General features: G+C 42.7%; 24 protein-coding genes, 3 pseudogenes and 1 riboswitch. Of the genes and pseudogenes, 21 read left to right on the forward strand and 6 right to left on the reverse strand.

Translation table 11 applies throughout. The features are described from left to right. The first annotated feature begins 13 nt into the window (after positions 1 to 13). From PCORN_RS07530 to PCORN_RS07590, 13 genes and pseudogenes are all read left to right on the forward strand, one after another. Positions 14 to 541: a TetR/AcrR family transcriptional regulator gene (locus tag PCORN_RS07530; RefSeq protein WP_149024288.1), complete on the forward strand. Its 528-nt coding sequence runs from the start codon at positions 14 to 16 to the stop codon at positions 539 to 541. Between the two features lie 54 nt (positions 542 to 595). Further along, positions 596 to 1012: a MarR family winged helix-turn-helix transcriptional regulator gene (locus tag PCORN_RS07535; RefSeq protein ID WP_077913820.1), complete on the forward strand. Its 417-nt coding sequence runs from the start codon at positions 596 to 598 to the stop codon at positions 1010 to 1012. Positions 1013 to 1026: 14 nt separating this feature from the next. Then, positions 1027 to 1986 (forward strand): ring-cleaving dioxygenase, encoded by a 960-nt coding sequence (locus PCORN_RS07540; protein ID WP_036079048.1) that lies wholly within the window; start codon positions 1027 to 1029, stop codon positions 1984 to 1986. A gap of 88 nt (positions 1987 to 2074) precedes the next feature. Further along, a complete protein-coding gene (locus PCORN_RS07545) occupies positions 2075 to 2821 on the forward strand; it encodes an alpha/beta hydrolase fold domain-containing protein (protein WP_051999322.1) in 747 nt (248 codons plus the stop codon). 121 nt (positions 2822 to 2942) lie between these two features. Continuing rightward, positions 2943 to 3525 (forward strand): annotated as a pseudogene (locus PCORN_RS07550) (histidine phosphatase family protein). 4 nt (positions 3526 to 3529) lie between these two features. Continuing rightward, positions 3530 to 4342 (forward strand): sugar-phosphatase, encoded by an 813-nt coding sequence (gene yidA, locus PCORN_RS07555; protein WP_036079050.1) that lies wholly within the window; start codon positions 3530 to 3532, stop codon positions 4340 to 4342. Between the two features lie 9 nt (positions 4343 to 4351). Continuing rightward, the gene (locus PCORN_RS07560; RefSeq protein ID WP_036079052.1) at positions 4352 to 4579 is read left to right on the forward strand and encodes a (4Fe-4S)-binding protein; all 228 of its coding nucleotides are present in this window, start codon (positions 4352 to 4354) and stop codon (positions 4577 to 4579) included. A gap of 28 nt (positions 4580 to 4607) precedes the next feature. Then, positions 4608 to 4868, forward strand: a complete 261-nt coding sequence (locus PCORN_RS07565) for a GNAT family N-acetyltransferase (protein WP_036079054.1) — start codon at positions 4608 to 4610, stop codon at positions 4866 to 4868. Between the two features lie 135 nt (positions 4869 to 5003). Then, positions 5004 to 6440 (forward strand): glycoside hydrolase family 1 protein, encoded by a 1437-nt coding sequence (locus tag PCORN_RS07570; protein WP_036079056.1) that lies wholly within the window; start codon positions 5004 to 5006, stop codon positions 6438 to 6440. 139 nt (positions 6441 to 6579) lie between these two features. Next, a complete protein-coding gene (locus PCORN_RS07575; RefSeq protein WP_036079059.1) occupies positions 6580 to 6963 on the forward strand; it encodes a hypothetical protein in 384 nt (127 codons plus the stop codon). 138 nt (positions 6964 to 7101) lie between these two features. Continuing rightward, a pseudogene (locus PCORN_RS17235) lies at positions 7102 to 7561 on the forward strand (VanZ family protein). Between the two features lie 317 nt (positions 7562 to 7878). Continuing rightward, positions 7879 to 8952, forward strand: coding sequence for a chitinase (locus PCORN_RS07585; protein WP_036079062.1), 1074 nt, complete (start codon positions 7879 to 7881; stop codon positions 8950 to 8952). A 148-nt stretch (positions 8953 to 9100) separates the two neighbouring features. Next, positions 9101 to 9626 (forward strand): annotated as a pseudogene (locus tag PCORN_RS07590) (HdeD family acid-resistance protein). 198 nt (positions 9627 to 9824) lie between these two features. Here the strand turns inward: PCORN_RS07590 and PCORN_RS18325 are convergent. Then, positions 9825 to 9974 carry a putative holin-like toxin gene (locus PCORN_RS18325; protein ID WP_077913823.1) on the reverse strand — a complete coding sequence of 50 codons (150 nt, stop codon included), beginning with the start codon at positions 9972 to 9974 and terminating at the stop codon, positions 9825 to 9827. A 182-nt stretch (positions 9975 to 10156) separates the two neighbouring features. On the opposite strand from PCORN_RS18325, the gene crcB (PCORN_RS07595) reads away from it, so the two are divergent. From crcB (PCORN_RS07595) to ltrA, 3 genes are all read left to right on the forward strand, one after another. Next, a complete protein-coding gene (crcB, locus tag PCORN_RS07595) occupies positions 10157 to 10570 on the forward strand; it encodes a fluoride efflux transporter CrcB (RefSeq protein ID WP_036079065.1) in 414 nt (137 codons plus the stop codon). Further along, a complete protein-coding gene (gene crcB, locus PCORN_RS07600; protein ID WP_036079068.1) occupies positions 10570 to 10932 on the forward strand; it encodes a fluoride efflux transporter CrcB in 363 nt (120 codons plus the stop codon). Before crcB (PCORN_RS07595) ends, crcB (PCORN_RS07600) begins: the two co-directional genes overlap by 1 nt. Before the next feature lie 670 nt (positions 10933 to 11602). Then, the gene (gene ltrA / locus PCORN_RS07605) at positions 11603 to 12886 is read left to right on the forward strand and encodes a group II intron reverse transcriptase/maturase (protein ID WP_036079070.1); all 1284 of its coding nucleotides are present in this window, start codon (positions 11603 to 11605) and stop codon (positions 12884 to 12886) included. 601 nt (positions 12887 to 13487) lie between these two features. Here ltrA and PCORN_RS07615 read toward each other — a convergent pair. Next, a complete protein-coding gene (locus tag PCORN_RS07615) occupies positions 13488 to 13808 on the reverse strand; it encodes a hypothetical protein (RefSeq protein WP_036079074.1) in 321 nt (106 codons plus the stop codon). A 32-nt stretch (positions 13809 to 13840) separates the two neighbouring features. Further along, the gene (locus tag PCORN_RS20220) at positions 13841 to 14308 is read right to left on the reverse strand and encodes a hypothetical protein (protein WP_036079077.1); all 468 of its coding nucleotides are present in this window, start codon (positions 14306 to 14308) and stop codon (positions 13841 to 13843) included. 758 nt (positions 14309 to 15066) lie between these two features. Further along, positions 15067 to 15111, forward strand: a riboswitch (PreQ1 riboswitch). Between the two features lie 10 nt (positions 15112 to 15121). Between PCORN_RS20220 and queF the strand changes: the two genes are divergently transcribed. The 5 genes from queF to PCORN_RS07645 all read left to right on the forward strand — a co-directional run bounded on the left by queF (position 15122) and on the right by PCORN_RS07645 (position 21021). Further along, on the forward strand, positions 15122 to 15613 hold the full coding sequence (gene queF, locus PCORN_RS07625) for a preQ(1) synthase (protein WP_036079078.1): 492 nt from the start codon (positions 15122 to 15124) through the stop codon (positions 15611 to 15613). 12 nt (positions 15614 to 15625) lie between these two features. After that, entirely contained in the window at positions 15626 to 16294 is a 669-nt protein-coding gene (gene queC / locus PCORN_RS07630; RefSeq protein WP_206537430.1) for a 7-cyano-7-deazaguanine synthase QueC, read from the forward strand. Then, a complete protein-coding gene (gene queD / locus PCORN_RS07635; protein WP_036079084.1) occupies positions 16291 to 16719 on the forward strand; it encodes a 6-carboxytetrahydropterin synthase QueD in 429 nt (142 codons plus the stop codon). Before queC ends, queD begins: the two co-directional genes overlap by 4 nt. Then, positions 16716 to 17330: a 7-carboxy-7-deazaguanine synthase QueE gene (locus PCORN_RS07640; RefSeq protein WP_036079085.1), complete on the forward strand. Its 615-nt coding sequence runs from the start codon at positions 16716 to 16718 to the stop codon at positions 17328 to 17330. Before queD ends, PCORN_RS07640 begins: the two co-directional genes overlap by 4 nt. 187 nt (positions 17331 to 17517) lie before the next feature. Next, positions 17518 to 21021: a pectate lyase-like adhesive domain-containing protein gene (locus PCORN_RS07645; protein ID WP_036079088.1), complete on the forward strand. Its 3504-nt coding sequence runs from the start codon at positions 17518 to 17520 to the stop codon at positions 21019 to 21021. A gap of 46 nt (positions 21022 to 21067) precedes the next feature. On the opposite strand, the gene PCORN_RS18335 is transcribed toward PCORN_RS07645, so the two are convergent. From PCORN_RS18335 to PCORN_RS07655, 3 genes are read right to left on the reverse strand one after another with little or no spacing between them, the layout of a single operon-like run. Beyond that, complete coding sequence (locus PCORN_RS18335; protein WP_051999324.1) at positions 21068 to 21487, reverse strand: sensor histidine kinase; 420 nt, start codon at positions 21485 to 21487, stop codon at positions 21068 to 21070. A 49-nt stretch (positions 21488 to 21536) separates the two neighbouring features. Next, complete coding sequence (locus PCORN_RS18340) at positions 21537 to 22121, reverse strand: sensor histidine kinase (protein ID WP_051999325.1); 585 nt, start codon at positions 22119 to 22121, stop codon at positions 21537 to 21539. Beyond that, on the reverse strand, positions 22122 to 22793 hold the full coding sequence (locus PCORN_RS07655) for a response regulator transcription factor (RefSeq protein ID WP_036079091.1): 672 nt from the start codon (positions 22791 to 22793) through the stop codon (positions 22122 to 22124). Positions 22794 to 22847 lie beyond the last annotated feature (54 nt).

The following is a 22847-nucleotide window of genomic DNA, read 5'->3' on the forward strand; positions in this document are numbered from 1 at the left end:
AGCAGGGTTTGAAATGAAGAGACAGGAACTAATTGATGCAGCAATACAGGTAATTCAGGAAGATGGTATTCATCAGCTAAGCTTGGCTAAAATCGCTGAAAAAGTCGGCATCACAAAACCTGCCATCTTCTATCATTTTAAAAACAAACAAGATTTAATGATGGCTTTGACGCATTTCACAGTGGATGAATATGAGCAAACGATTGCTGAGGAATTCGAAAAAATACCTGAAAATGATGCTTTGCGTCACGTGCATGCTTTTTTGAAGGGGAATTTGCGTCAATTAAATGATTCTGAGTTGATTAAGGTGCACGCGGCTTCGATGGAGGTTCTCGTTTCGAATGAAGAGGCAACAGCGGTTTGGCGCGATGTGTATAATCGAGAACTGGAGAAAATGGCTCCCGAGATTGGTGTCGTGCGCGCAGATTTGCTCAGTGTGGCATTGGATGGCATGTGGTATGGGGCTATGTGCGGAGTTTGGGATGCGAAACGTGCGGAGTCCGTCATTACATATTTGGAGAGAATCGTGGATAAAGAGTAAATAGTTGCTTTTTTTATAGTTTAGAACTAAACTGATAAAGAGGAGGGGATTCCCTTGGTGAAAAAAGAGCAACGGTTAGGCGTATTGCTTTGGTTTAGACTCAGCAGATTTTATAACCGCAATATTAAATTAACCAACCAAAATCTCAAAAAAGCGAATCTCTCGATGGCACAGTTTGACGTGATTGCTCAAATTGGTTTGGAAGATGAGAGCACACAGAAATCGCTGGCAGACAGGCTTGTGGTGACAAAAGGAAATATCACGCAATTGCTTGTGAAATTGGAAGAGCAGGGTTTGATTTGTAGACGGAAACAAGGCAAGGAGAAATACATTGCGTTAACGGAGCAGGGCAAGGCGTGTTATATGGAGAACGTTCCAATGCAAGAGGCATTTCAGCAGGAGCAATTCGACAAGTTAACACGTGAGGAACAGAAACAATTACTTGCTTTGCTTAAAAAATTAGATGATTAGTGAGGAGTGGCGAAATGGAATTGAGAGGAATACATCATATTTCGATTATAACGGAGAATGCACGGGCTAATTTTGATTTTTATACGAAGGTTTTGGGATTACGATTGGTGAAGAAAACGGTGAATCAAGATGATCCATATACGTATCATTTGTATTATGCGGATGAGATTGGAAATCCGGGCACAACGGTTACTTTTTTTGAAATTCCGCGAGCGAATCGTGGAAGTAAGGGATATAATTCGATTGCACGAATGGGGCTACGCGTGCCAAATGATGTGGCACTGGCTTACTGGGAAGAGCGTTTAACATTGTTTCACGTGAAACATGATGGTGTTTATGAGCAGTTTGATCGCAAGGTTTTGGACTTTGAAGATGTGGATGGACTAAGGATTCAACTTATTTCTGACCAACGTAATAAAGGCGTTGCTGGAGGGAATCCGTGGCAGGATAGTCCGGTTCCTGTTGAATTTGCGATTACTGGGCTTGGGCCGGTTTTATTCTCGACATTGAAAAAAGAGAAAACGGATCGTGTATTGACGAAGATTCTAGGATTCCATCGGGTTGGTGCGTATGAGGACGATGAGCGCCTAGTTACTGTATTCCAAGTTGGTGAAGGTGGCTCGGGCGCGGAGGTTCAGTTGGAGGCTAATTTCAAAGATCCGCATGCTGTTGAGGGAATTGGCAGTGTGCATCATGTGGCATTTCGTGTGGCAGATGACGATGAGTTGCGTGAATGGATGACGTATATTCAGGATTTAGGATATCCGAATTCTGGTTTTGTGGATCGACATTATTTCCACTCATTTTATTTCAGAGAGGAAAATGGGATTTTGATTGAGCTTGCGACAGATGGACCAGGCTTTAAGACGGATTTTTCGAAGGAGCACGGCACGTATGTGGAGTTGCCACCCGCATTAGAAGTGCGTCGAGCAGATATTGAGGCACATTTGACGGAGCTTGATAGTGATAAGTAATAATGGTAAAAAGCAACTATTTCTATTATGATAGAGGTAACATAATAATAGGCGGTGAAAGCATTATGACGGAAAACAGGTATGAAGCATAGCCAACAAGGATTGTCCGAATTTAGAGCGATTTTTAGTATCTAGTAAGCATGATGTTCCGGCAATGTTGATTTTTCAAGGTGGCGGCTATGGAAATCGGACGGAGCGTGAGGGTAAGCCTGTCGCAGAGTGGTTGAACAGCATTGGGATTGCAGCATTTATTGTGAATTATCGAGTTGCACCTCACCAACATCCAGTTCCCTTAGAGGATGCAAAATGGGCGATTCGAATGGTACGGCATCGTGCGGAAGAGTGGGGCGTTGATCCAAACCGGATTGGCGCGATTGGTTTTTCGGCTGGCGGACATTTGGCTTCGACTTTGGCGACGCATGTCGAGGACGGGCAGCCTGACGCAGAGGATCCGATGCATCAGTATAGTACGCGACCAGATGTGTTGATATTGGCGTATCCAGTGATCACGATGCGAGCGCAGACGCACAAAGGTAGTTTGCATAATTTGCTGGGAGAAACCCCGACGAAGCAGCAGATTTTGGAACTTTCTAATGAGTTACACGTGACGAATCACACGCCACCGACCTTTTTGTGGCACACGGAAGAGGATCAGGCGGTGCCAGTGGACAATAGTTTTATTTTTGCTGCGGCGCTTAGAAGGCATAATGTTCCGCACTCGGTTCATACATTTGAGCAGGGCAGGCACGGGCTTGGGATGGCAAAGGATAATCAGGAAGCTAGAATCTGGCCGGAACTATGTGAGAATTGGTTGAAAGTGCGAAACTTCATTTAACTTTCCGTGAAACAGTGGTACAATTTTAGTGGAGAGTTAATTATGAGGAGGCAATATTTTGGGTAAACGCACTTTTTATTTTGTACGTCATGGTAAAACGGAATGGAACTTGGCTAGAAGAATGCAGGGTTGGGGCGATTCGCCATTGATTGAAGAAGGTATTAATGGTGCGATTGCAACTGGGGAAGCATTGCGAGATGTGGACTTTACGGCTGTTTATTCTAGCCCAAGTAAGCGAACGGTAGACACAGCTGGGTATATTATTGGTGATCGAGACATAGATGTAAAAAACGCTTGATGGCCTTCGCGAAATGAGTTTTGGGATTTGGGAAGGCGAACGTTTTGTCGATATTACGGAGAATTATGGGGAAGAGTACGCGATGATGCTGGATAATCCGGCAACGTATGAGGCGAATGTGAGCAAGGGTGAGACTTACTATCAAGTGAAGGAACGCACCAAGCAAGCGGTGGAGCAGATTTTGGAGGAACAACCGGAGGGCAATATTTTGGTCGTTTCACACGGAATGGCTTTGCGGGTATTGATATTCGTTGCTTTGCAGGGGGCTGATTTACAGACGCATCGTACGGAAACACCGCATATTTTGAATACGAGTGTCACGGTTGTAGATTATGAAAACGGCGAGTTTCGCGTAGTTACGGCAAATGATACCGCTCATCTTGAGGGTATAGTTGAAGGAGTTTAGATGAATGATAAAACTAGTAGCAATCGATATAGATGGAACATTACTCAACGATAAACATGAGATTACGCCTGAGGTTCACGCCGCGATTCATAAAGCGAAGGCCAAAGGTGTCAAAATTGTCTTGTGTACTGGACGTCCAATTACTGGTGTGCAGCAATATTTGTCGGACTTGGAGTTAAAGCGTGAAGGTGACTACGTGATTACGTTCAACGGTGCGATGGTGCAAGATACGTTTACAAAAGAAGTTATTTCGCATTTGACGCTCGATCATGCGAACATTATGGATATTTATGAAATGAGTCGCGAACTTGGTTTGCATATGCATTTCAATGATATGAGTAATCTATATACGCCGAATCGTGATGTTGGCAAGTACACGGTTTATGAGTCTTATTTGACGAATACACCGTTGTTTTACACGCCGATGAATGAGGTTGCTGAGGACATTATGGTTTCCAAGGCGATGTTTATTGATGAGGAAGAAATTTTAGCACCAGCTATTGCGAAAATTCCAGCGAGCTTTGGCGAGAAGTATAACTTGGTTCGGAGTTCACCTTTCTTCTTGGAGGTTCTGAATCCTGAGGCAAGCAAGGGAAATGCGGTTCATGGTTTGGCACAGAAGCTTGGAATTAAGCAGAGTGAGGTCATGTGTATCGGTGATCAAGAAAACGATTCGACGATGATTGAATACGCAGGTGTTGGCGTTGCAATGGAAAATGCGATTGATAAAATTAAAGCGATGGCTGATTTTATCACACTTTCTAATGAAGAGAGTGGCGTGGCGCATGCGATTAATAAATATGTTTTAGAAGGATAGGTGCGGCTGATGAGTGATTGGATAGAGAAGGGTTATCGTGAGTACCGAGGCGAAAAGATCGATGTTTATTTTAATACGGCGATTTGTGAACATGCAGCGGAATGTGTGAAGGGTGACCCTGCTGTGTTTGATACGAGTCGTAAACCGTGGATAGTTCCTGATAATGCAACACCTGAGAAGGTTCAAGAAGTCATACAACGTTGTCCGAGTGGTGCTCTGAAGTATCAAGTGAAATAGGAGGTTATGATGATGGAATTTGTGAAAGGTGAAAATCGTTTTTTTTAAGGAAGATGCGGACGGAAAATTGATTGCGGAAGTAACGTGGGTTCCTAGTGGGGATTCGCTTGTTATTTTGGATCACACTTTCGTTGATGAGAGTCTTCGTGGTCAAGGGATTGCGTCGAAGCTAGTGGAGAAAGTGGCAGAAACAATGCGCGCGGAAGGTAAGAAAATTACGCCGACATGCCCATTTGCGAAAGCTGAGTTTGAGCGTAAGCCTGAAAAATATGATGATGTGAAAGCATAAAATGTGAAACCCGGTTGCAAATCTGCACGGGTTTTTCATTATTTCCCGGGAAATATTAATCATTCTGCTACCAATTTAAAAGAATATACTTTAAAATGAAGAAGAATATATTTTACCTAAATGGAGGTTTTAATAATGGAGCATAAACAACATACGGCTTTTCCGAAAGATTTTTTATGGGGTTCGGCATCAGCAGCGTATCAAATTGAGGGTGCGTGGGACGCGGATGGCAAAGGGCCTTCTGTTTGGGACAATTTTGTGAAGATTCCTGGTACGACATATGAGGGTACGAATGGTGATGTGGCGGTGGATCATTATCATCGTTATAAGGAAGACGTGAAGTTGATGGCGGATGCTGGTTTGAAAGCGTACCGTTTTTCGATTGCTTGGAGCCGTATTTTCCCGACTGGTAAGGGGGAGGTGAATGAGGCTGGATTGAAGTTCTATGATGATCTTATCGATGAGTTGTTGAAGTATGATATCGAGCCGCTTGTGACGCTTTATCATTGGGATATTCCGCAGGCGTTGATGGATGAGTACGGTGGCTGGGAATCGCGCCAAGTGGTGGAGGATTTCACGAATTATTCGGTGGCGTTGTTTAAGCGTTACGGTGATCGTGTGAAGTATTGGGTTTCCTTGAACGAGCAGAATATTTTTGTGTCGCTTGGTTATTCGATGGCGCTTCATCCGCCGAAAGTGACGGACGACAAGAGGATGTATCAGGTGAACCATATTGCGAACTTGGCGAATGCTAGTGTTATCAACGCGTTCCATGAAATCGTGAAGGATGGAAAAATTGGACCGAGTTTTGCATATACACCATTTTATCCAGTTGATACGGATCCGAAAAACGTGCTTGCTGCGGAAAATGCGGAAGAGTTGAACGGCTATTTTTGGATGGATATGTATGCGTGGGGCGTGTATCCAAAAGCGGTTTGGCGTTACTTGGAAGAGAACGATTTGGCGCCAACGATTGAGCCTGGTGATATGGAATTACTTGCGTCTGCGAAACCTGATTTCATGGGCTTAAACTATTACCAATCGGCGACGGCCGCTCATAATCCACTGGATGGTGTCGGTCAAAGCAATACGTTCAACACGACTGGTAAAAAAGGAACGGCGGAGGAGACTGGGATTCCAGGTCTGTATAAGAAAGTGAAGAATCCTTATGTGAAAACTACGGACTGGGATTGGACGATTGATCCTGATGGGCTCCACATCGCGCTTCGTCGGATTAATAGCCGTTACCAGTTACCAATTTTGATTACAGAAAATGGCTTGGGTGCGTTTGATAAGTTGGAGGATGGCGAAGTGCATGATGCGTATCGGATTGATTATTTGAGCTCACACGTGAGTGCTATTCAAGCGGCAATCGATGATGGTGTTGATATGCTCGGCTATTGCACATGGTCGTTCACGGATCTTCTGAGCTGGCTGAACGGCTATCAAAAACGTTACGGTTTCGTGTATGTCGATCGTGATATTTCCGACGATGCACCGATGACGCGGATTCCGAAAGATAGTTTTTATTGGTATAAGAAAGTGATTGAGACAAACGGGAAAGAGTTGTAATTTGAAAAGAGCCGTTTTCCATGTTAGCTTGTGCTAGGGTGGAAAACGGTTCTTTTTGACATATAGAGTTGGAAATCTAAATTGATTCGACACATAATGTGTGGTATTGTTTGATTATACGAAAAAGGAGTTGTTTGGAATGGTTAAAAATTTGAAGTATTGTATCGTTGCAGTTGTGTTTTCTATGGGTATACTTGTCCCGCTGACAGCTTATGCGGCTGTTAATAATGTATCGTATGATTTTAAGCATATGGTCGCAGTTAACGGTAAGATGAATGCGACAAAAGGGACCTTATCAGGAAGTGTGAGTGTGAGTAATTGGGGTAAAGATAGTTCGTTTAGTGTGAAATTATTTGAACATCGAGTAATTTTAAATGATATCTACAAAGGTGGAACTTATTTTTCTCCAACAGGGAATAAAAAGTTTTCGTATTCTGTAACTAAAGGCAAATCTTATTGTGCAGAGTTTTGGAAGAATCAAAATGGTAAATATATTAGTGGAAAAGCTAGTTTTAGCTACTGAAGCTTATGTTGAAATTTATTTTTCCATTGTTAATTATGATTGTTACATTCATCTGTACTCTAATTATTTACAAGAAGACAGTAAATAAAAAAAACAAATCGGGAACTTATGATGATTTCATTTTTTGCACTTTATATTATGACAGCTATTTGTCTCGTTATTTTTCCGTTACCGGTACAAAAAGAATATATATTGGATATGATTAAATATAAGCAGGGCGTGTCTAATAATATGATTCCATTTAGGACGTGGATTGACGCAATGGGTGATATAGATTATGTTGGTGTACTGGGTGCTTTTTATCAACCAGTGGCGAACATAGCTTTATTTTTCCCGTTTGGATTTTATCTGCCAATTATTCTGCCAGGATTCGGATTTAAAAAAAATTATCTTTATTTCATTTTTGTTTTCCTTGACTATCGAGTTAACTCAAGAGGCTATCAATTTAATTTTGGGCTTTAACTACCGCTCATTTGATGTGGATGATCTTATTTGTAACACATTTGGGGCGTTGCTTGGCTATGTATTATTCAAGTATATCGCCAAGTTTGTCACGTTTCTTAAGGCGAGGGAACAAAGAGATATTGATGCTCTTTAAAACTATGAATTGCGGTGTATTACTTCGGTTTGCACTTGAGGAAGCTGGATGCGTCTGGCTTCTTTTTTATTTGTCTAAAAGTCTGATTTCAAAAAAAGCCCAATTTTATTTTTGTTAGAATTTAAACAAATCGGACAGTCGTGAAAGCGTTGACAAGACCATCAAATCTACCAAATTGGTATAGACCCCTTATAGTTTGAACCAATTATTTCCGAGGTTTACTCCTAAAGGGCAAGGGTACTTGCTTAGTGTCAGGGATTATGACAAAATGCAAAAAAACGCTTATTGAAAGCGTAAACAATGAGGGGGATTTACTAATGGTAGATTGGAAGAACACGAAGAAATGGGTAGCAGGCGGAGTTTTGACAGCGGCGGTGGCAGTTGGGGTTTCTTTAACGGGAGGAACACAGGCTCATGCTGCGGTTGATGATGCAACACCAATGCCTAGCATTCAAGGCAAACAGGTTCTAGTCGGTTATTGGCATAGTTGGAAATCCACAGGAAAAGATGGTTATAAGCAAGGGACTTCGGCTGATATTGCGTTAAAAGATGTAAATGCGGCGTATAATGTGGTTCCAGTCTCCTTCATGAAGGGCGATGGCGTCAATCGGATTCCGACGTTCAAGCCAGTTGGGTTAACGGATAGCGAGTTCCGCGCACAAGTTGGAGCTTTAAATAAACAAGGACGCAGCGTGTTGCTTGCGCTTGGTGGTGCGGATGGACATGTGCAACTGCAAACTGGTGACGAGCAAGCGTTTGCTAATGAAATTATTCGCCAAGTAGAAACATATGGTTTTGATGGATTAGATATTGATTTGGAGCAAACCGCGATTACGGCTGGAAACAACCAAACGGTGATTCCTGCGGCGCTTAAAATTGTGAAAAATCACTATGCCGCAGAAGGTAAGAACTTTCTGATTACGATGGCTCCAGAATTCCCATATTTGAAACCGGGTGCTGCGTATCAAAGCTATATTACGTCGCTAAGTGGTTACTATGACTATATCGCGCCTCAATTTTACAACCAAGGTGGCGATGGTGTCTGGGTTGACGAAACGAGCCAATGGATTGCGCAAAACAATGATACGCTGAAAAAAGAGTTCATTTATTACATGGCGGATTCGTTAATTCATGGTACGCGTGGTTATCTACAAATTCCGGCTGACAAGCTAGTTATTGGTTTACCGACGAATAACGATGCAGCGGCAACCGGTTATGTGGTTAATCCGCAAAACGTTTTCGATGCCTTTAATATGTTGAAAAATGCGGGAACTCCGCTTAAAGGGATCATGACTTGGTCCGCGAACTGGGATGCTGGTAAGAGCAGTGCAGGCGTTTCGTATAATAATGCGTTTGCCAACACGTATGGTCCTTTTCTAGGTACTAAGTAATTAAAACAAGCTGAGTAGTCTTTTGATTACTTGGCTTTTTCTGTTTTCGAGCAAAAATTGTTTGGCTTAAAAGTAGATTTAACGGTGATTCTTAGGGTATAGTAGTAAAGCAAAGGTTTTGCAATACTATCAGGGGAGGAATGGAATCATGCGTAAATTTTATTTGTATTTTATTTTAGTAATGGGACTTGTAATGATTGGGCTGGGACTTTGGTTTGTATTTAATCCAAGTACGTCGCTTGCGGCTTTCACATTCGTAATTGGAATTGTATTATTACTAAACGGTCTGAACGAGATTATTTCTTATTTCAAAGGTCGGAAGGTTTTAAAAAATCTCGAACTGGATCCTTTTGGATGGGGCGTTATCGTTCTTAGCAGGTTTAATTATTCTGATTAACAATAATATTGGTGAAAAGTTCATCGTGCTTATTTTCGTTATTTGGGTACTTGCTTCGGCAATTCTGAATATCATTATGGCATTCTCGGTGAAAGGCTCAAAAGGCTGGATTTTCATCATGGTTATCGGTATTATCGGTGCTTTAATTGCAATTATCTCGTTGTTTAGCTCAGCGATTGTTGCAGTAACAGTGGCTTTGATACTCGGCGCGTTCTTTATTTTCCAAGGAATTGCGTGTTTGTTACTGTTTAACGGAATTAGAAAACAAATGAAATAGTGGAAAAACTCCTTGTGGACGCGTTCATGGGGAGTTTTTTTGCGTGGATTGAAAATTTTTTGGGTGTGTGTTAGAATGAAGTAGAAAAGGAAGCCATGCGCTAACATGACTTCCAAGTGTAGAGCCGTTGAAAAGACGATGGCTAAAAAATTGTGTATAATAGCCATCTATCTCCTCGCCAAAAAGTGAGTTAGATGGTTATTTTTTGTCTTTATTCATTGCTGTGATGAGGACAAGTATGAACCCCAAGAATGATATGATGAACATACCAAATTGGAGCGCAACTGTCATCGCTTCAGCAACAGACATTAGGCGTTTCCTTTCTGCAGATTTAGTACCTATTTCCATAAGCACCACCACCCTTCGATTAGGTCGGCCACCATCTTTTCACTTCTCTACAAGGCTAGTATATCAGAAATATCGTAGCAGTGCCGTGCGATTTATTCCATGTTTCAGTGGATGCATGGTTTGCTTCTTTTTGGTGTGTCATGATATTATCAGGGTGAACAGGAATGAGGTGAGCTCAGCGGATGAAACGGTTTTTGATGATTGGCGTTGCGGGAATGGCAGGAGCGCTGTGTCGGTATTTTGTTGGAATGGGAATCGGTGTTTTCTGGGGGGCTGACTTTCCGCTTGGGACGTTGATTGTGAATTTGAGTGGGTGTTTGGTGCTTGGGTTTTTCACGACGTATTTGTTTCGGTTGACGATTTTGAATACGGATTTGGTGATTGCGATTGGAACGGGCTTTTTAGGGGCATATACGACTTTTTCGACGTTTAGCTTGGAAACGGTACGGCTTTTTGAGTCGGGAGAAGCGATATTGGCGGTTACATATTTAGGACTTAGTTTTTTAGGCGGGAACTTGTTGGCTTGGCTTGGTTTTACGCTTGGTGAACGGCGATTCGTGCGCAAAAGAGAAGCGGTCAAGGAGGGCGATTTGTGATGTGGCTTGATGTGATTTCCATTGCGATTGGTGCTTTCTTTGGAGCAAATGCTCGGTACTGGCTGTCGACTTGGATAAAAAGGCGTGTAAAATGGGACTTTCCGATTGCGACGTTGATTATTAATTTGTCGGGTGCGTTTGTGCTGGGATTTGTCGTGCAGTTGCAGCTGTCGTTTGATTGGAATTTGCTGCTCACGACGGGATTTTTAGGAGCGTTTACGACTTTTTCAACGTTTAAATTAGAAAGTGTGCAGTTATCGGCGGAACGAAAGTGGGAAAAAGTGATTTTGTATCAAGTGGTGACGTATTCGGTGGGTTTGGCGCTGGTCATTGCGGGGATGTTTTTAGGATCGATATTATAACAAAGAAGTGTGCGCTGTTCGTCATCTAGCGCACACTATTGTGCATCCTAAAATACTCACAAGAACCTGTCCAGTGCTAAGTCGATAAACTACAGGGCCTAGCCCACCTAAATTCATCTTGATGCGATGATTAGTATAGAGGAGAATAGGCGCGAAACTAGGTATCCTAAGTGGTGCCTAGTTTTTGTTTGCCCAGCATGGGCAAACTCTAACGGGTGTGCGACCGAGTAGTGGTAAGCACCTAGCCAACAGCAAGGGTGTCCATGGCAACGTGGAATCTGAAGGAAGCTCAAGGCAAATCTCTGGTCCGACGAACAGAAATCACATAGAAGGCGCCATGCAAGGATAAGGTTGCAAAAGAAGCCGAAGTCCAATAACTACTAGGAAAATTGTATGGTGTAAATGTGGCGGATAGATGGAGAGAAAGAGTTTGCATCTTAACTGGGGAGGTCTCACGACTCTGTCCCAAAAGCTTATAGCGATATAAGTCTGGATTGTGAGAAGTCAGCAGAAACCATAGTAGTGAAGACGTCTTCCGAAAGGAAGAAAGAGCGAAGGGTGGAACAATTTTATCGTTAGGATATTCGCTATTGGAAACTAGAAAAGACCACTGGCAGAAGATGCAGGAAAGTGGATACTAATTTCACGAGAAAGGGAAGGAATAACAGACATGTATGAACAAACATTGCTTTCGCAAATAGTAAATCCAGATAATCTAAATCGGGCTTATAAACAAGTCATGAAAAACAAAGGAGCCGCAGGTGTAGATAATATGCCTATTACCGCACTAAAAGCACATTTAAGCCTCCATAAGGAAAGACTTATTCATCAGATACAGCAAAGAGAATACAAGCCACAGCCAGTCAAACGTGTGGAGATTCCCAAAGCGAATGGTGGTGTACGATTGTTGGGGATACCTACGGTCACAGACCGCTTTATCCAGCAAGCGATTGCGCAAGTTCTGACACCTATCTTCGATAAGCAGTTTCATGAAAATAGTTACGGATTTCGTCCCGAGCGTTATGCAGAAATGGCTATCCTCCAATCACTGGAGAACATGAATGATGGGTATGAATGGCTAGTTGACATCGATTTAGAGCGTTTCTTTGATACCGTACATCATGACAGACTCATGAACATTGTCGCGAGAACGGTCAAAGATGGGGATGTTATATCACTTGTGAGAAAGTTCCTAGTAAGTGGCGTCATGATACAGGATGAGTACCAAGAAACGATTATTGGCACTCCACAAGGAGGAAATCTATCTCCGCTACTTAGCAATGTAATGTTGAATGAGCTAGACAAAGAACTAGCAAGTCGAGATTTACGTTTTGTAAGATATGCGGATGATTGCCTTATTTTTGTGAAAAGCGATATGGCGGCTCGACGCGTCATGCGCTCGGTAAGTCAATTTATCGAAGAAAAATTAGGTCTTATCGTCAACGTGACAAAGAGTAAAGTCAGAAGGCCAGAAGATGAAGAAACGAAGTTTCTAGGTTTCGGATTTTATTATGACTGGAATGACCGACTATACAAAGCGAGACCACACCAGACATCCTTACAAGAACTGAAATTTAAACTGAAACGTCTTACTAGGAGAGCTTGGGGAGTATCTACCAAATATCGAGTAGAGAGAATTAATTCTCTTCTTCGTGGCTGGGTGAACTATTTCAGAATCGGAAAGATGCAGAAACGTTTAAAACAGTTAGATGCGAATATACGCGTGCGTTTAAGAATATGTATCTGGAAACAGTGGAAGACACCTAGGAACAGGCGGAAAAATTTAATGAAGCTTGGACTGAGTCATTACGAAGCTTACAAATACAGCTACACCAGCAAATCCTACGCTAGAGTGGCTTATTCGTGGATATTAACAACAACAATCACGAATCAACGACTCGCTAAATTTGGTTTATTATCCGCAACGGAGCATTATAGCAACATACATGTCTAGTGTAAAATTGAACCGCCGTATACGGATCCGTACGTACGGTGGTGTGAGAGGTCGGAGCCTAACGGCTCCTCCTACTCGATTGCTGTTATTAGGGATGGAAGAATAGTTGATAAGCCTTTTTTAATCTATTATAAAGCCAAATTTTAGCTAGTTTTTCTATACTTCTTTTTATTCTTTAAATAGTCTATTAGCATCATTAATATGAAAGTTAACATACCCGCGCCACTCACTAATAAATAATAAAAAAATTGGCTAGTAAAGGAAACGTAAGAAAATATTGCGATAAAAAAGATTAACCCCAGAATGAGGAACCAGTTAGATTTCATAAATTTCTTAAGATTCATAAGATCACCTTCCGTGTTGATATATTTAGAGTATTGCTTTTTAATATATTATCATATCAAATCATAATTTATCATACTTTTGAGGGAACAAAAATAAACGTGGGTAGACGATTATACATAGAAAAAGGACTCTTAGGCTAGCACGATAGGAGTCCTTTTTGAGTTGTCTTATGCTCGGGATGAGCACAAATTAGGTATACCAGGTAAGTAAAAAAATAAAAAAAGCCTCGAAAATTAATTCGAGGGCTTTTCCAATCCTATAATTTAGTTTCTGCTTGAACGCTTTTTTGCTTTTTTACAGATGGGCTTCCAACAATTAAATTAACAATTGTTAGGAGTAAAATTCCAATGTACATTGGGAAATCAATATTATTTCCAACCAAATTATACTCGTCAATAATACCGCCCGATGCAAACATTAACAATGTAGCAATTGCGAGAAAACTTACACTCACCGCAGTAATAAATAAACCAATTGTTTTATTTATCTCAGCCTTCTTTACCAAACAAAAAATTAATAAGCCACATTGAAAAACGAGTAAGCAAATAAATATAGTATTAAAATCGTTAAAAACCATTTATTATCACACCTCTAATTTTTATCGTTACGTTATTTTAGCATACTCTGCTTCTCCATCTCAAGGATTACATTTTTTCTTAACAGTATGAGAATAACTATATTTTTTTTCTTGATGGTTCTAAATTCCAAGGCGATTTTATACTCCCTGCAAATTGAACATGACATAAGTATTGATTTGACATTGACCCGCTGTTTTTCCAATACTTGCTTTTTTTTATGTTTATTCTCCAACAGTTTGTAACTGCGACTAGCGTGGGCGCCCTGTACATTAGCATTACCATAATTTTTAGTTAGTGTTGATTTTGGCTCAACACTTAGCGACCAAACGCCATTTCGTTTAATCCATGTAACTTTCTTAAAGTAATCGCTATACGTATGGCTGTTAATCGCCTTAGCTTCTACAGTTTCATTAAAAAATGGTACAAAGCTGACACACAAAATCGCTACACAACATAAAACTTTAATTAATATCATTTGAGCTTTTTTCGCCTTTTGCATGAATATAATTCTCCCTTATTAGTTAGTTTTATTCAAATTGTTTGATACTCCCTCCATTCTCCCCTTTGAGTCATATACCTGTTAACATTATCATATAAATAAAGATGTTAACCAATTTAGTCGTGAACGTCGATTTTTCGTTCGTGAACGCTAAAAATGATGTTTTTTTAATTTACATATGTAACAAAACACTTCAGTTGGCCCCAAATCGAGCAGGAGGATACCGTACGTACCCGTTCGGTATACGGCGGTTCAATAGCTTGAGTGTAGCACCTCGTATCTTTTGGAGATATCTTTATATCCAATGGATACGTGGGTTCTTTCTAAGTGAGTATTCTCAGCAGAATGAGAAGGAGATAACCTTACTAGAATGACGAGAATCGATGAATCAGGAGTATATCATATTCTTCATGATTAAGGGACAATCACGCGCTGTAGCTGCACAAAAAAGCGTCAATACACGAATAATCAGTGCCACCTTCTTTGACTATTTCCAAAAACTGTGTTAATTTCTAAAAGAAGCTAAGACGAGTTGCTAAACATGATGAGATGTAGGATGAGACGCGTTACCTCTTTTGAACTTTGGGGTAGGACGAAAAATTTTGCTTCACACAAATTGAGCGAAAGCGTTTGAAATGAGCAAGTTAGATGGAAGCCGGAAGCGGAGCGTACTTGCGTACGTGAGAACTGGAAGTCCATCTAACTTGCTCATTGCGAGTGCTTGCCGCCGATTTATATCATGTAGGCACAAGTTTTAAGTTTCCGTGGTTCGTGATAATCCCACGTAAAAAAACTAAGGAGTGAGAAGTAAATATGAGAAACCAAGATGAACTGGCTGGTGTCACACATTTAGGAAATCAGGGGACGGAGTATTCTATGGATTACGCGCCGGAAGTGTTGGAAGCATTTCCGAATAAGCATCCAGATAATGATTACTTTGTGAAATTTAATTGCCCTGAGTTTACGAGTCTTTGTCCGATGACTGGGCAGCCTGACTTTGCGACGATTTATATTTCCTATGTGCCCGGTGAAAAAATGGTTGAAAGTAAGTCACTGAAGCTTTATTTGTTTAGTTTCCGAAACCATGGCGATTTTCATGAGGATTGTATCAATATCATAATGAAGGATTTGATCGAGCTTATGGGGCCAAAATACATTGAAGTATGGGGGAAATTCACGCCGCGTGGTGGAATTTCAATTGATCCGTATGCGAATTATGGCAAACCTGGCACACGTTGGGAAGAAGTTGCGATGCATCGTTTAATGAATCATGATATGTACCCTGAAAAAGTGGATAATCGGTAGGAGGAAATGAAAATGACAAATAAAAAAGCGTTAGTGGTTTTTTCTGGTGGGCAAGATTCGACGACTTGTTTGTTTCAAGCGATTCAGGATTATGGGAAAGAGAACGTGGAGGTTATCACGTTTTTCTATGGTCAGCGGCACGCGATTGAGCTTGAGAAGGCGAAATGGATTGTGCGGGATTTGAATGTGAAGCAGACAATGATTGATACGTCGGTTATAAAACAAACGACAAATAATGCGTTGATGGATGACTCGATGGAGATTTCGCAAGGGGAATCGGAGGAGTATCCGAATACGTTTGTAGATGGGCGTAATGCGCTGTTCTTGTTGCTTGCGGGGACGTATGCGAAAGGGCAGGGCATTACGGATATTATTATTGGTGTATGTGAAACGGACTTTAGTGGGTATCCGGATTGTCGTGATGTGTTTGTGAAATCGATGAACGTGACGCTGAACTTGGCGATGGATTTCCCGTTTGTGGTGAAGACGCCGTTGATGTATTTGACGAAGGCGGAAACGTGGGCGCTGGCGGATGAGCTGGGACGGCTGGACTATGTTCGGGAGCATACGCATACGTGTTATATGGGCGTGGACGGGGGATGTGGCGAGTGTCCGAGCTGTCTGTTGCGGGAGCAGGGCTTGAAGGAGTACTTGGCAGCGAAGGCTGGAAGCGCGATATGATGAGGATTGCGAAGGAGTTTACGTTCGATATGGCGCATATGTTGGATGGGCATGACGGGAAATGTCATAATCTGCATGGTCATACGTATACGCTACAGGTGGAAGTGGCTGGGGACTTGATTGCGAATGGTCCGAAGGCTGGGATGGTGCTAGATTACGGTGATATTAAGCGAATCGTGAAGGAGCATGTGACGGCAAAATTGGACCATGCTTTTGCTTATTTTGAGGGAAATGAGAACGAGTGTCGTATTGCAAAATTACTGCAGGAGATGGATCGCAAAACGGTCGCGTTACCTTGTCGCACGACGGCGGAGGGGATGGCTGTGGTGATCCATGATTGGTTAGCGCCGTACTTGTCGGTTTGCGCGATTCGACTTGGTGAGACACCGACTTCCTTTTGTGAGTATAGAGGTGAACTATCATGATGGACCACGAGTATCGGATTGTAGAGATTTTTGAGACGATGCAGGGTGAGGGTTATAATACGGGGATGCCGAGCGTTTTTATTCGGTTTGGCCGGTGTAACTTGGATTGCCCGTGGTGTGATACGAATTATAATGAATTTGAGATGATGACGGGTCAGCAGATTTTGGATGAGGTGCATAAATATACAGCGCGAAATATTGTCATAACTGGTGGCGAGCCGACGATTCAACGCGGGATTGAGGAACTTTTGCAAGTTTTGAAGGCGGAAGGTTATTATTTGGCGATTGAGACGAATGGCTTGAAGGAAGTGCCGGCTGAGATTGATTATGTGGCAACGAGTCCGAAGCGCTTATACAGTAAAATGTATGAAAAACGTCATTTATCGCGTGCGGATGAAGTTCGGATCGTTGTGGACGGAGATATCCAGGAATTCTGCGCGCAGATAGAGGCGTTGATTCCTGCGAAACGGTATTATTTGTCGCCGTGTGAAGTGGATGGCGGATTTAATATGTTGGAAACGATCAGCCAACTTGGAAAATTGAATGCGGAGCGTAGCGAGAATAAGTGGTCGCTTAGTATTCAGACGCATAAATTGGCGGGGATTGAGTAGATTGATAGAAAGAGAGCTTATCTTGTAAATTAGCGTTTACAGGATAAGTTTTTTTATGGAATCATTTATTCCTGAGTGACAGAAACTTTTGATAAAATGCTATTATTTCGTGTGTTGGCATATAGTATAGAGGTGTAGCTAGATAGATGGACGTGTGCCTTTACGAGATACGAGAGGAGTTTTTTATATGATGAAAAAAAGAATGAAGATGCCATTTGTTATTCTTCTGATTTTTACGATTACGATGATTGGACCGATAAATAGTGCGGGGCTTGGTCAGTGGTTTTCGACTGGGGTTTTGGCTGGGACTGGGTTATCACTTGTTGTGGATAAGCCAAAACAGACGGAGAATCGCCAGTTTAGTTTGACTGTAAAAGACGAGACGGCGCTGAGTTATTCGGATGATCCACCGAGTGATGAGGAGACGGTAAATGCTGTTTCCATTGCGATTCCGGTTGGGATGGTTCTGGATTTAGCGGCGACGCAGGAGCATAATGCTGCGAAAAATGCGGGTACGCTTGATTTTGATGAGGAGTCTGGGATTGCTCAGGTGACTTGGAATAGTGAAGCGACGGAGCATGTGTATGATTTACTTTTGACGGCTGAAAAGGCGCAGAGTTATGCGTTGCAGGCTGTGAGATATGATGCGAGTGGTAATGAAGTGGAGTCGAATGTGGTGACGGTTGCGATTGAGCCGGAACAGGTGGAGGAAGTGACACCGAAAATAGAAAAAGGTGAAACAGTGACGCCACCAAGCCCGAAAGTGATGCCAAGAGTTGTGGATGAAATAGTTACTCTTATGGATGTTATTGATCCAAGTGTGGCAAATGTGAGCACGTTGACGGAGTTTCATAGTGCCATGATGAATAAGGATATCGCGACAATTAACGTTTTAGCGGATATTAATTATGCGGCGTTTTCTGCGGCGGATGCGAGTCCAACGAATACGGGTGCGTATTATCAAAGGATGCCGGAACGTTCGTTTACAATAAATGGGAATGGACACACGATTGATTTTAGAAATCAGTCTTATGCACCGACAGATACGTATTCTTTGCCAAAAGTGGTGACATTTAATGATTTGAATACGTATGGGAAAAATTATTATGGTTTTTATACGGATAATTCAGCGGGTGGAACGAATGCGACGAACACGATTGTTTATAATAATGTAAATTACCGTGGATCTCAAGCGATTCATGCTCCAGCAACGACAACTAAAATTTCAGGAAAATCTTCTTTTGCGCAGACGAATAGTTATGTGAGTCCTTTTGATGGCGTGAGTTATACGACGCTTGCGAATCAGACGACGTTTGCGGTTGGTGATATGAATATATTAAAAGGCGCGGACGTGAAGGTAACGAATGAATCTAGTGGTGCGATGTATATTTATACTGGTGGAACGGTAGATATTGCGGAGAACTCGGTTTTGGATATTTATACGTCTGGAACCAATGCTACGGTCGCGGATGGTGCAGTTTCAGGGATCACTAGTTATGGAAATATTAATGTGCGTAATGGCGCGACGCTTAAGATGGATAATGCAGTTCCGGCGGCTGGGACAGCGGTTGGCGGGATTTGGATGAATGCTGGTACGTTTAGTGTTTCGAATAATGCAAAAGTGGATATTAAGGCTCGTGGCGCGATGTATTATGGTAGCCCGTTTTATATTTATGGTGCAGGAGTTCTGAATGTAAGTGATAATGCGGAGTTTAAGTTGGAAGCGACGGATACTGGGACTTCTACGCAGGATGTTTTTAGTACGGGGACTGGTACGATTTTGATTGGTAAAGATGGTGTGTTTGATGTCAGCTCGGATGGTACTGGGGCTAAGAACTTGGTTTATCTGCGTGGGGCTTCAAAATTCCAATTTGCGAATGCGAAGCGTGTCGATATTAGGTTTAATAATATGAATCCGGCTGCGACGGCTCGTTTGTTGCGGATGTCGGGGAACTTGGATGTAGATGTTCAGTCGATTCAGGCTTGGAATACGAAGACTTGGACGGATGGCATGGATGATAATTCTAATTTTCTTTGGAATCCGATGTTTCAAGTGAAGGTGACATATAGCGCGGCGAACGTAACGGCTGCAACGGGTCAATCGGTAAACGCGGCGACAAAAAATAGTTTTACGACAAACTTTAGAACACAAAATTTCAAGCGTGTCCTTTTTGAAGGGATTCCGGATGTAGACGTGACGATTGGGAATTTGAGTGATAATGAGGAGCGTGAAAATAGCCGGGTGATTACTGGGAAGGCAAATCCGGGTGCTATGGTGCAACTTTCTGGTGATCCTGCGATTCCGGTTGGGACGCTAGATTCGCCGAACGAAGAAGATAAGACAACGAAGTTTCATTTGATTGCGGATAATGACGGGAACTATCGCTATGAGCTGCCTACGGGTACGATTTTGACGGCTGGGAATACGGTGCAGATTTATGCTTTCTTGAACGGGAAGGATGCTTCGGCGCAGACGGTTGTGCACGATGGTACGGCTCCTGAGGTACCGATTTTGGCCGCGATTAAAGATGTGGATGCGGTGATTAGTGGGCAAGCGGAGGCTGGTACGACGGTCACGATTTATGACGCGGAGGATGATAGTGAGTTTGTGAGCGGTGTGACGAACGGAACGGGGGATTTTGGGATAGCGATTCCTGCTGAAAAACGTCCTTTGACTCCGAATAAAATGTATTATGCGGTGGCTAAGGATGGTACTGGAAACACGAGTGTTGCGTCCAATCAGATAGCTGTCTCGGATACAACGGCTCCGACGGCGGATGTGATCAGGCAGTTTGCAACGCTGGGCGATAAGTTCACGACGAATCCGAAGAACTTAGTGGAAAATGTGACGGATAACGCTGGAAACGGCGATGATAATATTAGCTATGCGATTACAGAAGTACCTGATGTTTCTAAAATTGGCTACACGACGGCGACGGTGATGTTGACGGATGCTGCTGGAAATGCTGCAGAGTTTGTGATTCCTGTATTTGTGCAAAATGATAGCTCTATCAAAGATGAAAATCTTTTCTTGCATGCGAATGATTTCACGGTAGCAACAACAGACGTGCCAGCGACGCCGGCCGCATTGAAAGATATGGTTTTAGAAATGGCAAATGTGCAAGCGTACTTTATTCCAACGGGTGAGAGCGTGATGACTTTTGTTCAAATAACTGGATTTGAGGCGATTACGTCGACACCTGGAAAGTATCAAGTAAAAGTGACGTTGGGTGAGTTAGAGCGTGAGATTACGGTCACAGTTCTGGCTGGGATGTTACAGTTTAAATCAGCGACACCGGAAATTTCATTTGGGACGGCGGCTATTAGTTCACGCGAGCAGTTTTTGAAGCCACAAGATGATGTGAAGTTAACGGTTGAGGATACGCGTTCGGAAGGGACTGATTGGAGATTAACGGCGCAACTGGAATCTCCGCTTGCAACGGTGGATGGTGAGGAGTTAATCAACAGTCTGTTTGTTAGAAATCAGCAAGATGGGAATGTGATTATGACCCCGCTAAATGGTGTAGCGAATGAGATTTTCTCGAATGCGTCAGGTTCAGATGGTGTGACGGAGATTGATTTAAATACGGCGGATGCTTCAGAGTTAGTGTTAAATGTTCGTCCAGGAACGGCGCGTGCCAATAAGGAATATAGCACGACGATTCATTGGACATTGGAAGATACGCCTTGATATAGATTAGTAAAAACACCAGAATGCGAGCAGCATTCTGGTGTTTTTACTGTTTTGGTAATTGGATTATTATTTTTGTTCCTTTACCTTCACTGCTATCAACTGCAATCTTCATTTCGTGTAGGTCCGCAATTCGCTTCACGATGGAGAGGCCAAGTCCACTACCACCGATTTTGGCTTGGCGCGAGAGGTCAGCTTTGTAAAATCGTTCAAAAATGCGTAATTGGTCTTCTTGGGAAATGCCGATTCCGCTGTCCTGGATGGTGATTTCGGTTTGGCCATCTTTGTTTTTTGCGAGCGTTACTTGAATCGTTCCATTTTCTGGGGTGAATTTGATTGCGTTATGAAAGAGGTTTTGCCAAACTTGGTAGAGTAGAGATTCGTCGCCGTAGATTTTGGTTGGTGTGAGGTCTACGATGACGTCTAGTTGTTTGTTTTGCCACTGGGGTTCGGCGGTTAGGATCATATCGCGGATTTGGTAGTCTAGCCGGAACTCGGTGGGATTGAGTTTGTAGTCATTTTTTTTCTAGTGCGGTCAATTTGAGTAGGTTCTCGCTGATTTTGGAGAGTCTGCTCGTTTCTGCTTGGATAATTTCTAGATAATGGGCGCGTTTTTCGGTGCTTAGGCTGTTGTCTTGGAGTAGTTTGGTGAAGCCGGAAATCGATGTGAGTGGTGATTGGATTTCGTGGGAAACATTGGCGATGAAGTCTTGTCGCAGTGTCTCCATTTCACCGAGTTGTTCTGCCATTTTTTCGACTTGGAGAACGGTGTCGCGAATATTACCATCATCCATGCGTTGCAGTGGGCGTAATTGTTCGCTGATTTGAAAGTTGCCGCGCCCGATTTCTTCTAGGACCGAGCGGAAAATTTTGAAATAGAGTCTCTCGTGTCTGAAAAAGAAGCGGCTGAGTATGAAGCCGATGAGAACCATGATGATGATGCCGCCTGCTGCGATGGTTGCTTGTTCTAGAATGGTCGGCCAGCTGAAGTCATATTGTCCTTTTAGCCACGTGAAAATGGTGTAGGATGCCAAATTAGATAGGATGAAAAAGACGCCGACCATGAGGCTACTGCCAATTGCTTTAAGTTTTTTCATCATTTAGGCTTCCTCCAAGCGATAGCCGAGGCCGCGAATGGTGCGGATGGCAAAACCGGATATGTCGGTTGGAAATTTTTCGCGGAGGCGTTTGATATGGACGTCTACCGTGCGCTCGTCGCCTTCGTAATCGTAGCCCCAGATTTCTTCGATGAGCTGTTCTCTGGAAAAGGTCTTATCGGGATAGCCGGCGAGACGGAATAGGAGTTGGAATTCTTTTAATGGTAGCGTGATGGCGCGATTTTGAAGCATGACGAGCATCTCTTTTTCGTTAAGTGAGATGTTGCCGATGCGGATTTCTTGGGTTGCTAGGATTTGATAGCGTTTCAGAAGGACACGGGTTCTTGCTACAAGTTCTTCTGGTGCAAAGGGTTTGACGACGTAATCATCGGCGCCGAGGCTGAACCCTTTGATTTTCTGCTCTATTTCGCCACGTGCGGTCAGAAAAATGACGGGTATTTCTTGAAAGTTTTTGATGGCACTACATAGTTCCCAACCGTCCATGTTTGGCATCATAATATCGATTATCGCCAAGTCAACGGTCGTTTTTTCGAGAACGGCAAGCGCGTCAACGCCGTCTTCTGCATTGAAAACGGTGAAGCCTTCTTTTTCTAGAAAAATGGTGACGAGCTCACGAATGTTGCTATCGTCATCTACCATCAAAATGCGGTTCATTGTTTCCACCTCCGAATGGTAGCGATATTTCCCGGGAAATATCGCTACCTTTTG

The organism is Listeria cornellensis FSL F6-0969 (genome assembly GCF_000525855.1).
Classification (GTDB): domain Bacteria; phylum Bacillota; class Bacilli; order Lactobacillales; family Listeriaceae; genus Listeria_A; species Listeria_A cornellensis.